The organism is Phycisphaerae bacterium (genome assembly GCA_017999985.1).
Lineage (GTDB): Bacteria > Planctomycetota > Phycisphaerae > UBA1845 > Fen-1342 > JAGNKU01.
The window spans coordinates 95612-109949 of sequence record JAGNKU010000016.1 but is presented as its reverse complement, the minus strand read 5'-3'; the positions used below and the strand labels follow the sequence as shown (position 1 = coordinate 109949).

The following is a 14338-nucleotide window of genomic DNA, read 5'->3' as shown; positions in this document are numbered from 1 at the left end:
GGACGCCGCCGGACGGCGGGGACTCGAACATCGCGACGATGCTGCTGAACGTCTACGGGGTGCCGGAGGTGCTGTACAGCTTCCCGCTGGACACGAACCCGGGCTGGACGACGACGGGTGCGTGGGCATTCGGGCAACCGACGGGCGCGGGCACGCACGACGCGGATCCCAGTAGCGGTCGCACGGGCATCAACGTCTATGGCTTCAATCTCGCCGGCGATTACACGAACGAAATGAGCGCGCGCTACCTGACGACGACCGCGCTGGATTGCAGCGCGGCCGCCGGTGTGCAGTTGCGGTTCTGGCGTTGGCTCGGCGTGGAGCAGTACGACGTTGCGGGTATCGAGGTGTCGACCGACGGGACCGCGTGGACGCCGGTGTGGGTAAACACAGTGACGATCAGTGACTCGGCGTGGTCGCACCAGGTGTACACGGTGCCGGCAGCGGACCACCAGGCGACGGTGCAGTTCCGCTGGAGCATGGGACCGACGGACGTGTCGGTGACCTACCCCGGCTGGAATATCGACGACATCGAGATCTGGGGCGTCATTCCGCACGGTGGGTTGACAGGCGACCTCAACTGCGACGGCGTCGTGAGCTTCGCGGACATCAACCCGTTCGTCCTGGCGCTCACCAATCCGGGCGCGTACGGCAGCGCGTTCCCAGGCTGCAATCGCATGAATGGCGACATCAACAGCGACGGGCAGGTCAGTTTTGGCGACATCAACCCGTTCGTGAACTTGCTGACTACGCCGTAGGGTCGTAAGCACCGAGACGGATCTGTCGGACGTCTCGGGGGCGAGAGTCAACCGACACAGGAAGGAGCCGAACGTATGTCTGGATTACGCGCGCCGATACATCAGCCAGGGTGGCGGGCAGGCGGAACCGTTCTGCTGGCGGTGCTGGCCTGTGGGGTCGGAGCCTATGGCGCCGAGCGCATGGTGCTCGGCGAATATTTCACCATGATTGGCTGAAGCACCTGCGCTTCGGCCGGTCCGGTCGTCAGCAACCTGATCAATCAGTATCCCAACAACTTCGCGGTCGTCGAGTATCACGTCAGCGACGCCTACGCCACGACCTGGGGCAACGCGCGGGGACAGTTCTACAACATCTGGTCGGATGGCGTGCCGTGGTTCGCGTACGACGGTCTCTTTGACGCGTGGCCCATCAACACCTACGCGACCAAACTCGTGCAGCGGCAGGCCGTGCCGACGCCGGTCACAATGCAGGTCGGCGCGTTCCTGGTCAGCGGGACCACGTACCGCCTGCAGATGCGGGTCTGCCTGGAAGAGGCGTCCGCGCCCGTGACCGTGCGGCTGTACGCGGTCGTCGTGGAGGACCATTTCCCCAGCAGCCCGACCTACTCCCGCAACACGTTTCGCGCCGCGACGACCACCAGCGACGTGACGCTGCAGCCGGGCGCTTGCTATTACGAATCCCGGGACCTCACCTTCAGCGCCACCTGGGTCCAGGCCAACCTGGGCGTGATTGCGTGGGCGCAAGTGCCCGCGGCGGCGTTCCCCGCGCAGGTCTACCAGGCCGGCAAAGACCTGTGGCCATTTGAGGCCTTGGGGGTGCCCGGCGACATGAACTGCGATCTGGACGTCACGTTCGCGGACATCAATCCGTTCGTGCTCGCAATCACGAACCCGACGGCCTACGAGACGCTGTTCCCGGACTGCGACATTCACAATGGCGATGTCAACGGCGACGGAGACTTCAACTTCCGCGACATCAACCCGTTCGTGGAGCTGCTGGCCGGTTCATAGCAACCGTTCACCCGCCACACGTGCCCAACCTGGGGAGCGCATGCACGACCGCGTGCGCTCCCCGGCTTGTTATGCGTGAAGCTTCGCCCCGACCCTATGCGAAGTAGGCGACGGCCCGACGGAAAAGCGCGAGCCCGTCGCCGGAGGGACGCGCAGGTTGCGAGGTCCAGCAGGGATGCTGGGTCCACGTGACAAAGCGCTCCGGGTGCGGCATGAGGCCGAGCACCCGCCCCGTGGCGTCACACAGGCCGGCGATGTCCGCCTGACTCCCGTTCGGATTGGCCGGCTCACCATGCAGGTTCGCGTCGCCGGCTCGTGGCGGGCCGTAGGTCAGCGCAACCTGCCCTCCCTGTGTGACGGCCGCGAGGTCCGCTTCGCCGGCGAACGTCACGCGGCCCTCGCCGTGCGCGATGGGCATCTCGTACACCTGTCCTGGATCGAGGAACACACACCGCGATTCGGGGGCCTGCAGGTACACCCAGCGGTCCTGGAAGCCCGCCGGCGCGTTCTCGGCGATCGTGCAGCGGCGCGGCCGGGTCGTGGTCCGACCGAAGGGCAGGATGTTGGTCTGCACCAGCACCTGGAAGCCGTTGCAGATGCCGAGCACGAGCTTACCGGCGCCGATGAAACGCTCCAGGCCGTCGATGAGATGTCGGCGGACCTGGTTGGCCAGGATACGGCCGGCGGCGATGTCGTCGCCATAGCTGAATCCGCCGGGGATCGTGAGGATCTGGAAGTCGTCGAGCTGGCTTGGCTGCTCGATGAGCTGCCGGACATGGATGCGTGTCGGCACGCCCCCGGCCAGTTCCCAGGCATGCTGGGTTTCGAGGTCACAGTTGATGCCGGCCGCCCGCAGGATCAGAACACGGACTTGCGCCACGAGTGTACCAACCTGCCTTTCGTCAGCGAGTCGCGCGCCGCGCTACGCGCTCGGCTGTCGCGCCGGGCGAGAATTTAACGGATGGCGGCGCCTTTGTCTGCCCGCGCCGGTGCACCGCGGGGCCTTGAACGGCGCGGCAGAACTGCTATCATACGCTGCTTCAGGCGGCTGAAAGGCCGAGCATGCCTCGGTAGCTCAGTTGGTAGAGCAGCTGGCTCTTAACCAGCGGGTCCAAGGTTCGAGCCCTTGCCGAGGCAGTCGTAAACGCCGGCGGCGACGAGACACACTGGTTTCGTCGCCGCCGTCGCGTTTCTCCGCCGACCGCTCCGGCACAATACCGGAGCCAGCCGTCTACCGATGCCGCCTACGGCCGCGGGCGCCGCCGCGCGTCCAGAACAGGCCGAAGACGCTCAACCCGAGCAGCGCCGTGCTGGTCGCGGGACACGCGAACGTGGTGCCCGGCCGGGCCTGGCCGGACTGATCGTCAGGTTCCTGGCACACGTCGCCCACGCCGTCGGTATCCGCGTCGGCCTGGTCCGCGTTTGCCGTCTCGGGGCAGTTATCCACGCAGTCCATGACGCCGTCGTCGTCGGAATCCACGTCTGGCGTACCACAGCCGCAGGTGCCCGGCTCGGTCTTATCCGGGTCATCCGGGCACTCATCCGTGATGCCCGGGGCCTCATCGGCCGGCTTGGTGGTGAACGTCCAGACCGGGCCGGGCGTCGCGCCCGCGCTGTTCTTGGCGATGATGCGCCAGCGATACGTCTTCGCCGGCTCCAGACCCACAATCGTATAGCTCGTCGTCAGCAGGCTCGCCTCCATGCGCGCGTCCGACAGCTTCGCGTCCTCGCCGACCAGGACCTTGTAGAACTCCGTGCCGGCGCACTCAGACCAACTCAGCACGACGTCAACGGGCACGCCCGTGGCCCCGTCCGGCGGGTCCGGCTGCGCGGGCGCCACCGGCGGGTCCGGGGGCTTGGGCATGGTGGTAAAGGTCCAGACCGGGCCGGCGGTCGCGAGGTCGCCCGCGCGCGCCACGACGCGCCACCGGTAGGTCGTGCTGTAGGCGAGGCCCGCCAGCGGCCAGGTTGTGGATGCGGACTGCCCGCGGAACGTCAGGCCGCCGCCGCTATCGAGCCAGACGTCGTACGCGGCCGCCGCGACGACCGGGTTCCAGGCGAGCGTCACGTTGATGGGGGTCTTCTCGTCGCCGTCCGCCGGCGTCGGGGCCTCCGGCGCGGCAAGCACAACGGTCAGCGTGGCGGGCGCACTCTGCGCCGACCCGCAACCGCCGATGACAACGTCGTAGACCCCGGCGTGTGCCGGTGTGACGAAGCTGATCGCGTACGTGGCGGAGACGGCCCCATAGATCGGCGTGCCGTCCTTACGCCACTCGTACGTGAAGGCCGTTCCGCCGCTCACGGCCACGGCGAACTCCACCTGCCCGCCCGCCGGCACCGACCGGTCCTGCGGCTGCGCGTCAATGATCGGCCGCCCCACGGCGAGCACGGCGGCGGCGCTGACGACAGTACCGCAGGTGTCGGTCACGGCGACCGTGTACGCGCCGTCGTCCGCCACCGTGACGGCCGCGAAGCTCAGCGTGTCGCTGATCGCGCCGTCGATCGGCACGCCGTCTTTGCGCCACTGGTACGCAAGCGCGCCGAGGCCGGTCGCCACCACGCGGAAAGTCGCGGGCAGATCGACGCACACCGTGACGGCCTTCGGCTGCGACGTGATCTTCGGGCCGAGGTTCGGCTGGCACTCGTCCGGAACGGCGTCGCCGTTGCAGTCCGCGCTGGTCCCCTGGCTGAGGTCGAGATCGTCGGGGATACCATTGCCGTTGCAGTCGGGCTCGCAGTCGTCGGGCAGACCGTTGCCGTTGAGATCATGGCTCGTGCCGGAGCTGATGTCGCACTCGTCGAGGACACCATTGTTGTTGCAGTCCGGCGGCACGCAGCCGGCGCGGATCATGAAAACGCCGCCGGTTTCGGGATCCAGTTCGTCGATTGAGTAGAGGTCGTTCGCCCCCAGGCTATCGAGGTTGTCGCCCTCGGCCAGCCAGGCCCCGCCCGGGTTGACCGACTGGTCGATCGCGGCCGGGTAGCGATCCCAATCGTCGGTCAGCGACGTGTACGCACCAATGAAGAACACGGTGCCGGGCTCACCGACATAGACGTCCGGGATGGCAACGGTCTTGAAAATGTCCGTCGCGGGCTGGCTCACCAGCACCGGCGTCGTCGACTTCCAAAGCAGGACGGCGTCGTGCGGATCGCCATCGCCGTTGGGGTCGCGCCAGACCGCCAAGGCCGTGGGTGTACCCGAGGGAATCCAGCCCCACGCAATCGAGATGCTGTCGAGAGTCTGGCCGCCGGGCTTCACCACGAACCGGTTGAGCCAGATGATGTCTTCAAGCTGGTAGCCACCGCCCCACGCGTTATCAAAGGTGCCGTCATCCAGGTGATAAGCGGCGTTGAACTCGCAGGCGTCGAGCGTGCCGTTGGCGTTGCAGTCCTGACCCGCCCCACTTGCGATGTCGCACTGGTCGAGCACGCCGTTGGCGTCGCAATCCGCGCCGGTGCCAATGTGGATGTCACAGAGGTCGGACACGCCGTTCTGGTTGCAGTCGACGGTGCCGCCGGGTTCGCATTCGTCGGGCACCTCGTTGGCGTTACAGTCGAGGCTCGTGCCGCCGTCGATGTCCTGACTGTCCGGGATGTTGTTGCCGTTGCAGTCCGGGGCGTGGTAGTTCACGTAGGCCGTCGCATAGCCGACACGGCTGCAGCCGTAGGCGATGCGCATGTAGCCCTGCTCACCCCAGCTCGTGCCCCACTGGTTGCGCAGAATCCAGACGCCGCTGGTGCCTTGAGTATCATCCCAGCCGACGAGCATGACCGCGTGGTTCGGCGGGCTCGACTCGCACGCGTTGAAGATGCCGGAACGATAGGCCTGAAACGCGTTGTTGACGTAAATCGCGACTGCGACCGGGCCGTGGTCGTAGATGGCCTGCTTGATCTGGTCCACCGAGGGCACCCCGTACTCGGTGCCGACCATGAACCACGAATTCAGGCAGTACGGGTGCGCGTAAGGGCAATTACAGGTCGCGCCCCAGCCCACGTAGGGGAACGCGGATTCCAGCACAGCACCGGTTCCGCCGCACGGGTCCGTGCTGCCACCGCAGGTCAGGTAGTTCAGCGCCGTGGTGTGCCAGCCGCCGTTGCAGCCCATGCCATCCCGGTTGCAGCTCACCAGCCATTGCTCGGAGAGGTCCCTGGAAAGCCCGGCCTCGCGAGCCAGCGCCCACTCCATGGCACCGACGGCCGCGAACGCCCAGCAACTTCCGCAGTCGAGCTGGTTCCGAATAGCGGGGTAGCCTGTGATGTGCGAGCGCCAATCCCACTTGTTCGGCAGGCTCCGGCCGGCCGCGCGGGCATCAAACTTCGCGTTCTCGCGCCAGCCGGGCGGCTCCACGGCCCCGCACAACTGCTCCAGCGGGATGGCCGTCGCCTCACTTTCGCCGACCGTGAATGTCCAGCCCTCACGCTCACCCCGCGCACGCAAGGCGGCGATGTCGTCGCTGGAGAGCTGACCCAGCGCCGGGCACGCCGCGCTCAGCAGGACCAGGCCGACGCACGTCACGAACACACCCCGCGCCGCTTCGCAGACACACCGATTCACGTCAGTACCCCTTGTGCAGGTTTCGGTCGTTGGCACCCGTGCGAAACGTCTCCCCGCGCGGCCGGCTCAGCCGGACTCCAGGAGGAGGTGGTCCGCCACATTCCTTATAACGCCGAGCGTGCGATCACTCAAGCGGAAAACCCCCGGCGCGGAACCAGGCGCAGCGTGCCAACGCGCGCCGGCGGCGTGCGCAAGCCAGCGGCGGCGGGTTCAGGTTTCCAGACGCTCGAAATGGCGCATGCCCACCCACATGCTTACGGCCGCAACCGCGCCGCCCAGCAGGAGCAGTCCCGGCACGATCCACATGCGGATGCGCACCTCATCGAGTTCCATCAGCGGCGCGCCCAATTGCAGCAGGCCCGCGTACGCCACGCCGACCACCTCCAGCGACACGAACAGCATGCTCGCGATCAGGTTCAACGTACCGCCGAAGCCGGAGGCAATGCGGGCCGGATTTCTTTGCCCCAGCAGTGGGAACCGCGCGCCGAGCCCGACGGACAGTCCTGAGAGGCCAATGCAGATTGCCAGGCATGCCAGCAAGTTGAGTTGCGCCCACTCGGTCGGAAGCTCCAAGGCGCGGATGGCCAATCCCATCACGAGCAACGCCGACAGCCCGGTAATGGTGACCGAGAACGCGAACTTCACCCACAGGACGCTCGACCGCCGGGCCGGCAGCAAGCCCAGGAGCCAGAGTTGCTGGCTCTCCAGCGACAACATCGGGAACACGAAGCGCCCCGTGAACGTCGCCAGGATCAGGCTGACCGTCGCGAGGTTCAGAAAGGCGATGAGCGTACGCATGCCGGGGCTGTCCAGGTCCACGGGCAGACGCTTCAGGTTGAGCGCGTAGATCACCAGCAGCCCCAGCATGATGACCATTTGCGTCCATTGGGCCGGATCGCGCGCGAAGGTCCGCAGGTCCTTCAGCATCATCGACTTCATGCGCGCCGGCAGGTAGGGGAACAGCAGCGCGCACACGGCCGCCGTGAACCAGCCCTCGCGGATCCGGCCGTACGCGCGGCCCTGGTCAGCCCGGCTGAACGCCCGCGCCCAGGTGCGACCGAGAACGTTGACGGTCAGCCAACTGACGAACGCCCCGGTCGACAGCACCGCGCCGAGATACAGCACGCTCACCTCGGCCCGTCGCTCGATCGCCGCGAACACGCCGCGTGCCGTCCAGGTCGTGGGCAACAGCGGCTGCTGCGGAAGCGACACGGTGCGGTACAGCGAGCGGAGCCACTCGTCCGAGACGTCGGGGCGCTGCACGACGCTCCGCACCCACAAAAGCAGGATGGCCGCCACCAGCGCGGCGCCGATCGCAAGCACGACCGCCGGCCGATGCGGAAACCACATCGCCACGGCCCAGGCGACCAGCAGCCCGATGGTCGCGGGGATGATCACGAAACCCAGGAAGTGCCCGACAAACAGCGGGTAGTAGTACCACTGGACCTCGGTGTTCCACGCCACCGCCAGCATGAGCGGCACGCCCAGCAGCAGGAACGACCAGCTCGACAGCAGCATGCCCTCGATCCATTTGGCGAGCACAACTTGTCGGGGCGGAACGGGCATGCTGATGAGGTGCCGGGCCTCCGCCCGCGAGAACAGGCTCCCGAACGCCAGGAGGGCATTCGAGAACGCGAGCATGATCGCCAGCAACGTGAAGAAGTGAATGAAAATCTGCTGCCGCGCCACCAGCGCGACCAGCTCGTACCGGCCCAGTTGCCGCAGCACCTCCCGCATGACCCAATACAGGCCCGCCCAGATGGTCAGCAGGAGCAACACCCCCACCAGCATCCGCAGCGGAGCGTCACGCAGTTGCTGGTCCACGGCATTGAGAAGCTGCCGCAGACGAAAACGCGCCATGATCCAGAGCGGGAAGCGCGGCGGAATCAGCCCCGTGTCGCGGTCCACAGACGACATGGACGCAGTCTATCCGCACCCAGCCGGCGACGGAATCCGCGCCCGGCCCGTTTCGCCGAATGGGCCCCCGGGCCGGTCGCCACGGTTGCGGGCAGCCTGATTATCGGACAAGCTGTGCGCCTTGATTTGAAACTGTACCTCTCCGATGCTATATTCAGGTAAATGGGAGGAGTTGAGGACCGGTATGCTCACGCTGACACGGAAAACCGAGTACGGCCTGATCGCCGTCTGCCACCTGGCGCAGGTCGGCAAACAGGTGGTAAGCGCCCGTGACATCGCCCAGGAACACGATGTGCCGCTGCCGCTGCTGATGAACGTGCTCAAGAAGCTGAATCGCACGGGGCACGTCGCGTCGGTCCGCGGGGCGCACGGGGGGTACGTGCTGAACGTCGCCCCGGAGCAGTTCACCCTGAACGATTTGATCGCGGCCGTCGAAGGGCCTGTGCACCTGGTGCGCTGTACCAACACGAGTCGCGGAGCGCGCAAGTGCAATCGGACGGCGAAATGCTTCATCCGCCAGTCGGTCGTCCGCCTGCACGAGCGGTTGCGCACGTTTCTGGAATCGGTTACCATTGCCGAGATCGCGCACGAACGGCTTCGGCAAACGCCCAGTGATGGAGCAAAGGCAGTCATTCAATGAAGGTCTACCTGGACAACAACGCCACGACGCAGGTTGATCCGCAGGTTTTTGAGGCGATGCGGCCGTACTTCTGCGAGAAGTTCGGCAACGCCGCCTCGCGGAGCCACGCGTTCGGGTGGGAGGCCGAGGAGGCGGTCGCCGCCGCCCGGCAGCAGGTCGCGGACCTGATCGGCGCGGAGTCGAAGGAGATCGTGTTCACGAGCGGCGCGACCGAGGGCAACAACCTCGCGATCAAGGGCGTCGCCGAGAAGTACCGCGACAAGGGCACGCACATCATCACGCAGCCGACCGAGCACAAGGCGGTGATCGACCCGTGCAAGTACCTCGAGCAGCACGGCTATCGCGTGACGTTCCTGCCGGTCGACCGCGAGGGGCGTATCGACGTGCAGGCCCTGGCGGCCGCGATCAAGGACGACACGATCCTGGTGTCGATCATGCACGGCAACAACGAGATCGGGACCGTGCAACCGATCGCCGAAATCGGCCGGCTCTGCAAGGACCGCGGCGTGCTGTTCCACACGGACTGCTGCCAGACGTTCGGCAAGGTGCCGATCAACGTCCAGGACATGGGGATTGACCTGCTGACGTGCAGCGCCCACAAGATTCACGGACCGAAAGGCGTCGGAGCACTGTACGTCCGCCGGAAGCGGCCACGCGTCATCCTCGAGTCCATCCTGCACGGCGGGGGCCACGAGCGGAACATGCGTTCGGGCACGCTGAACGTGCCGGGCATCGTCGGTCTGGGCGCGGCGGCCGAGCTGTGCCGGCGGCACATGGACACCGAGCCGGCGCGGCTGGCCGGCCTGCGTGACCGGCTTTGGAACGGGCTGCGGTCGCAGCTCGATCTGGTGAACCTGAACGGGCATCCGACCGAGCGCACGCCGAGCAACCTGAATGTCTCGTTCGCGTACGTCGAAGGCGAAAGCCTGATGATGGGCATGAGCGAGATCGCGGTCGCGAGCGGGTCCGCCTGCACCAGCGCGTCACTCGAGCCGAGCTACGTGCTGAAGGCGATCGGCGTCGGGGACGACCTGGCGCACAGCAGCATCCGCTTCTCGGTCGGGCGGTTCACGACCGAGGCGGAGATTGACTACACGATCGAGCGCGTCGTGGCGGCGGTCCGCAAGCTGCGCGACATGAGCCCGCTTTACGAGATGGCCCAGGAAGGCATCGACCCGGGCCAAGTCGCGTGGGCCCACCCGTAGGCGCTCGGCGCCGCTGGCCACGGCCGGTGACGCCGGGCGGTTTTTGAGGAGTTGTCCGCATGGCGTATGGCGAGAAGATCCTGGATCACTACGAGCACCCGCGCAACGTCGGGACGCTGGACCGCAACAGCGAGAACGTCGGTACGGGGATCGTCGGCGCGCCCGAGTGCGGCGACGTGATGAAGCTCCAGATCATGGTCGACGAGAACGAGAATATCGTCGACGCGAAGTTCAAGACGTTCGGCTGCGGGTCGGCGATCGCGTCCAGCTCGCTGGCGACGGAATGGGTCAAGGGGCGTACGCTCGACGAGGCGCTCGAGATCAAGAACACCGACATTGTCCGCGAGCTGGCGCTGCCGCCGGTCAAGATCCACTGCAGCGTGCTCGCGGAGGACGCCATCCGCGCCGCGGTGGCCGACCTGAAAGCCAAGCGCGCCGCCAAGCGTCAGACGGCGGAAGCCAAGTAGCGGCCGAAGCCGCGCCGGCCGACGCACGATAGAATCAGACGAAGCGGCGTGCCCCGCACAACGGGGCGCTGCCGGCCACGAAACGTCAATACGGAGATGAAGACGCATGACCTCCAGGCCCGATGCCAACGCAGCGACCACCCCGCCAACCCCGGCCGGACTGACGGCGCGCCGCCGCGCCAAGCCTGCGGCCGATGGCCAGGGTATCGTTCTGACCGAGCTCGCCGCGCAGAACGTCCGCAGCTACATGGAGAAGACGGAGAGCCCGGCGACGCAGTACCTGTACCTGGGCGTAAAGGGCGGCGGCTGCAGCGGTCTGAGCTACGTTTTGGACCTGCGTGACGAGCGCAGCGCGCCGGTGGCTGACACCGACGAAGTCTTCCTGTCACACGACATTGTCATTGTCTGCGACCTCAAGAGCTTCATGGTCGGCGAACTTGGCGGCACGACCATCGACTTCGAGGACGGTATGATGGGCAAAGGGTTCACCTTCAAGAACCCCAACGCCAAGCATACCTGCGGTTGCGGCTCCAGCTACTCCGCCTGACTCCGACCGGCGTGCGACGCCCCGGACGCCGCGCGGTTTCTTGACGGGCAACGGACATGCCGACACGGATGGATAATGGCGAGCGCTGTACGCCGGCTAAGTGCGAGACCTGCCATGGCCCGATGGACTCGCCCGCGTTCTGCGACAACTGCCACAGCCTCTATCCCGCCGACGGTCTGAATCATTTCGAGCTGCTCGGGTTCCTCCCCAGCTTCGACATCGACGCCGCCGCCTTGCGCCAACGCTACCTGCAGGTCTCGCGGGGCGTGCACCCGGACCACCACGGCCGCAGCACCGACTCCTCCGTCAGCCTGCGGCTCAGCGCACAGCTCAACGAGGCCCACCGCATCCTCTCCGACCCCGTGCTGCGGGCCGAGTACCTGCTCGAGCTCGTTGGCGGCACCGCGGCCAGCAGCGACAAGAGCGTCCTCGACGGCGTGCTCGCGACGACCCTGATGCTGCGCGAGGAAACCGCCGAGGCGAAGGCCGCCTCCGACACGGCCGCGCTCGATGCGTGTCGCGCCCGGGCCCGGCAACACTACGACACCACCCTGGCCCAGATCGCCGCGCTCGCCCGCCAACTGCCCGGCGACGAAGGCCTGCGCCGTCGGCTGCGGGCGACGCTCAACTCGATCAAGTACTACCAGAAGCTGCTGTCCGAGCTGTGAGCCAGATGAGCAACGACGAAATCATCGTCGGCATCGACCTCGGCACGACCTTCTCGCTGATCGCGTACGTCGATGCTGCCGGCCCACATATCATCCGCGATGAAAACGGCGACGGTCGGGTGCCATCGGTCATCGGCGTGACGCCGGGCGCCAATGGCGCGCCACCGCAGGTCACGATCGGCTGGACGGCCCGCGCCCACGCGATCGAGAACGCGCGCGCGACCGTCTATTCGGTCAAGCGCCTCATCGGCAAGGGGCTCGAAGACATTCGCCGCGACCTGCCCTACCTGAGCTACGCCGTCAGCGCCGGCCCGCGCGACACCGTGCAGATCGAAATCGACGGTCGAAGGTACACGCCGGAGGAAATCTCCGCGCTCATCCTGCGTGCCCTGAAGGAGCGGGCCGAGCGGCACCTGGGGCGGCCGGTGGAAAAGGCCGTGATCACCGTGCCGGCGTATTTCGACGATGCACAGCGGCAGGCGACGCGCGACGCCGGTCGCGCCGCCGGCCTCGAGGTGGTGCGGATCGTGAACGAGCCGACGGCCGCCGCGCTGGCCTACGGCATCGGCCTGCATCGGCCGCCGCCGCGCGCGCGGGCCGCGGCCTCACCGCCGGGGCACACCCCCCTGCCGATCCCGTCGTGCCCGACCGCGGACGCCGGGGGCGTAGCGGCGCACGCGGGCCAGACCGTGGCCGTCTACGATCTTGGCGGCGGGACGTTCGACATCTCGATCCTGCGGCTCGAAGACGGCGTGTTCCAGGTGCTGAGCACGGCCGGCGACACGCACCTCGGCGGCGACGACTTCGACCGCGCGATCATTAACCTCGTCACCGAGGAAGTACACGCGCAATACGGTGTCTCCATCACCGCACCCGCGACGAAACAGGCATTGCGCACGCTGGCCGAGGCCGTGAAGATCCGCCTGAGCGAGCAAACGCAGGCCGAAATCGAGTTGGATCTGGGACGCGACCGCGTGTATCGGCGGACAATCACGCGCGCCGAATTCGAGCACCGGATTGCGCCGCTGGTCGAACAGACGCTGACGCTCTGCGGCCAGGTGCTGCGCGACGCGCAGCTGACGCCTGCGGACCTGGAGCAGGCCATTCTGGTGGGCGGCTCGACCCGGATGCCGCTGGTGCGCCAGCGCATCGCCGAGTTCTTCGGCCGGCCACCGTACACGGCCCTGAATCCCGACGAGGTCGTCGCGCTGGGCGCGGCGATTCAGGCGTCGATCCTGAGCGGCAAACAGGCGGACATGCTGCTGCTCGATGTAACGCCGCTTTCGCTCGGCATCGAGACGATGGGCGGCGCGATGGGCAAGCTCATCGTGCGCAACACGACGATCCCGTGCCGGACGACGGAGAAGTTCACGACCTTCGTCGACGGCCAGACGGCGATCAAGATCAACGTCCTGCAAGGCGAGCGCGAGTTGGCGGCGGATTGCCGGTCGCTCGGCGAGTTCGTGCTGGACGGTCTGCCGCCGATGGCGGCCGGCATGCCGAAGGTCGAGGTCGAGTTCCTGCTCGACGCGAACGGCATTCTGAACGTGTCGGCGAAGGAGCTGCGCAGCGGGCAGCAGGCCGGCATTCAGATCATCCCGAGCCACGGGCTGACGCGCGCCGAAGTCGATCGCATCGCGCGGGAGAGCATCCAGTTCGCCCAGCGCGACATCGATGCCCATCGCCGGATCGACCTGCGCAACCAGGTCGAGTTCGACACGCACAAGACCGAGCAGATGCTGGCCAGAGTCGGGCATTTGCTGGCGCCGGAAGAGCGGGCGCGGATCGAGCAGGACATCGCCGCGCTACGCAAACTGGCGCAGGAGACCAGCGATCTGGACGAGCTGCATCGCGCGCTGACTGCGTTCGGCCACGGCACGCTGCACCTGGCGGAGATCGGCATCCGCGAGGCGCTGGTGAAAGGTGACAAAGAAGAGTGACAAGGTGATTAGGTGACAACGGGCGGTGACAAGGTGACAAAGTAACAAGGTAACAATGGGTGCCCTCACGGCCAACGGGCGCAGCGGCGCGATCTGCCAGTTGGGCACACCTGGTTACCTTGTCACCTGCAATCCTTGTTACGCTGCGGAGGAAGTTCGTGGGTGGCCAGAACCCCTACCTGAAGGACGCGGCGGTGCCGCCGCCGACGCGCGCGTACACGCTCAAAATCATCGATGCGCATGGGCGTGAGCATGTCATCGCCGTCGATCCTGCCGCCCTGCCACGCCCGACGCTCGGCCGGCCCGGATCGATACTCGACCTGGCGACCGCAAACGGCGTCGAGCTTGATCACGCCTGCGGCGGACTGTGCGCATGCGCGACCTGCCATGTGATCGTCCGCGCGGGGCTCGACACGTGCAATGAGCTCAGCGACGACGAGGAAGACCAGCTCGACGAGGCCTACGGGCTGACGGTGAACTCGCGACTGGCGTGCCAATGCGTCCCTGACGGCACCAGCGATGTCGTCGTCGAGATCCCCGCGTGGAACCGCAACCTGGCGCGTGAGGCGGAGCATTAGCCCTGGGCAGCGTCGACCCCATGCGGCCGACGTGACACGGGCACGGCCTGGC

The 14338-nt window shown here is 66.9% G+C and carries 13 protein-coding genes and 1 tRNA gene; 11 read left to right on the top strand and 3 right to left on the bottom strand.

Annotation, left to right across the window (positions count from 1 at the left end; translation table 11 throughout):
* The 3 genes from KA383_17855 to KA383_17845 form a co-directional block, all read left to right on the top strand.
* A partial coding sequence (locus KA383_17855) for a hypothetical protein (GenBank protein ID MBP7747984.1) occupies positions 1-758 on the top strand: 758 nt, incomplete at its 5' end.
* Positions 759-833: 75 nt separating this feature from the next.
* A complete protein-coding gene (locus KA383_17850) occupies positions 834-974 on the top strand; it encodes a hypothetical protein (GenBank protein ID MBP7747983.1) in 141 nt (46 codons plus the stop codon).
* Positions 975-1124: 150 nt separating this feature from the next.
* Entirely contained in the window at positions 1125-1769 is a 645-nt protein-coding gene (locus tag KA383_17845) for a hypothetical protein (protein MBP7747982.1), read from the top strand.
* A 94-nt stretch (positions 1770-1863) separates the two neighbouring features.
* Here KA383_17845 and KA383_17840 read toward each other — a convergent pair whose 3' ends face one another.
* Entirely contained in the window at positions 1864-2649 is a 786-nt protein-coding gene (locus tag KA383_17840) for a phosphoribosylformylglycinamidine synthase subunit PurQ (protein MBP7747981.1), read from the bottom strand.
* 184 nt (positions 2650-2833) lie between these two features.
* On the opposite strand from KA383_17840, the gene KA383_17835 reads away from it, so the two are divergent.
* Positions 2834-2906 (top strand) — tRNA-Lys (locus KA383_17835).
* Between the two features lie 94 nt (positions 2907-3000).
* Here KA383_17835 and KA383_17830 read toward each other — a convergent pair.
* A complete protein-coding gene (locus KA383_17830) occupies positions 3001-6324 on the bottom strand; it encodes a hypothetical protein (GenBank protein MBP7747980.1) in 3324 nt (1107 codons plus the stop codon).
* Between the two features lie 210 nt (positions 6325-6534).
* Positions 6535-8241, bottom strand: a complete 1707-nt coding sequence (locus KA383_17825; GenBank protein ID MBP7747979.1) for a hypothetical protein — start codon at positions 8239-8241, stop codon at positions 6535-6537.
* A 184-nt stretch (positions 8242-8425) separates the two neighbouring features.
* Here KA383_17825 and KA383_17820 point away from each other — a divergent pair, with 184 nt between their 5' ends.
* From KA383_17820 to KA383_17790, 7 genes are all read left to right on the top strand, one after another.
* Positions 8426-8881 carry an Rrf2 family transcriptional regulator gene (locus KA383_17820; GenBank protein ID MBP7747978.1) on the top strand — a complete coding sequence of 152 codons (456 nt, stop codon included), beginning with the start codon at positions 8426-8428 and terminating at the stop codon, positions 8879-8881.
* A complete protein-coding gene (locus tag KA383_17815) occupies positions 8878-10086 on the top strand; it encodes an IscS subfamily cysteine desulfurase (GenBank protein MBP7747977.1) in 1209 nt (402 codons plus the stop codon). The genes KA383_17820 and KA383_17815 overlap by 4 nt, the downstream gene beginning before the upstream one ends.
* A gap of 59 nt (positions 10087-10145) precedes the next feature.
* Positions 10146-10553, top strand: coding sequence for a Fe-S cluster assembly scaffold IscU (gene iscU, locus KA383_17810; protein ID MBP7747976.1), 408 nt, complete (start codon positions 10146-10148; stop codon positions 10551-10553).
* Between the two features lie 106 nt (positions 10554-10659).
* Entirely contained in the window at positions 10660-11100 is a 441-nt protein-coding gene (locus KA383_17805) for an iron-sulfur cluster assembly accessory protein (protein MBP7747975.1), read from the top strand.
* 56 nt (positions 11101-11156) lie between these two features.
* Positions 11157-11768 carry a Fe-S protein assembly co-chaperone HscB gene (gene hscB / locus KA383_17800; protein MBP7747974.1) on the top strand — a complete coding sequence of 204 codons (612 nt, stop codon included), beginning with the start codon at positions 11157-11159 and terminating at the stop codon, positions 11766-11768.
* 5 nt (positions 11769-11773) lie between these two features.
* On the top strand, positions 11774-13708 hold the full coding sequence (locus KA383_17795) for an Hsp70 family protein (GenBank protein MBP7747973.1): 1935 nt from the start codon (positions 11774-11776) through the stop codon (positions 13706-13708).
* 158 nt (positions 13709-13866) lie between these two features.
* Positions 13867-14286: a 2Fe-2S iron-sulfur cluster binding domain-containing protein gene (locus KA383_17790; GenBank protein MBP7747972.1), complete on the top strand. Its 420-nt coding sequence runs from the start codon at positions 13867-13869 to the stop codon at positions 14284-14286.
* Positions 14287-14338: the final 52 nt, after the last annotated feature.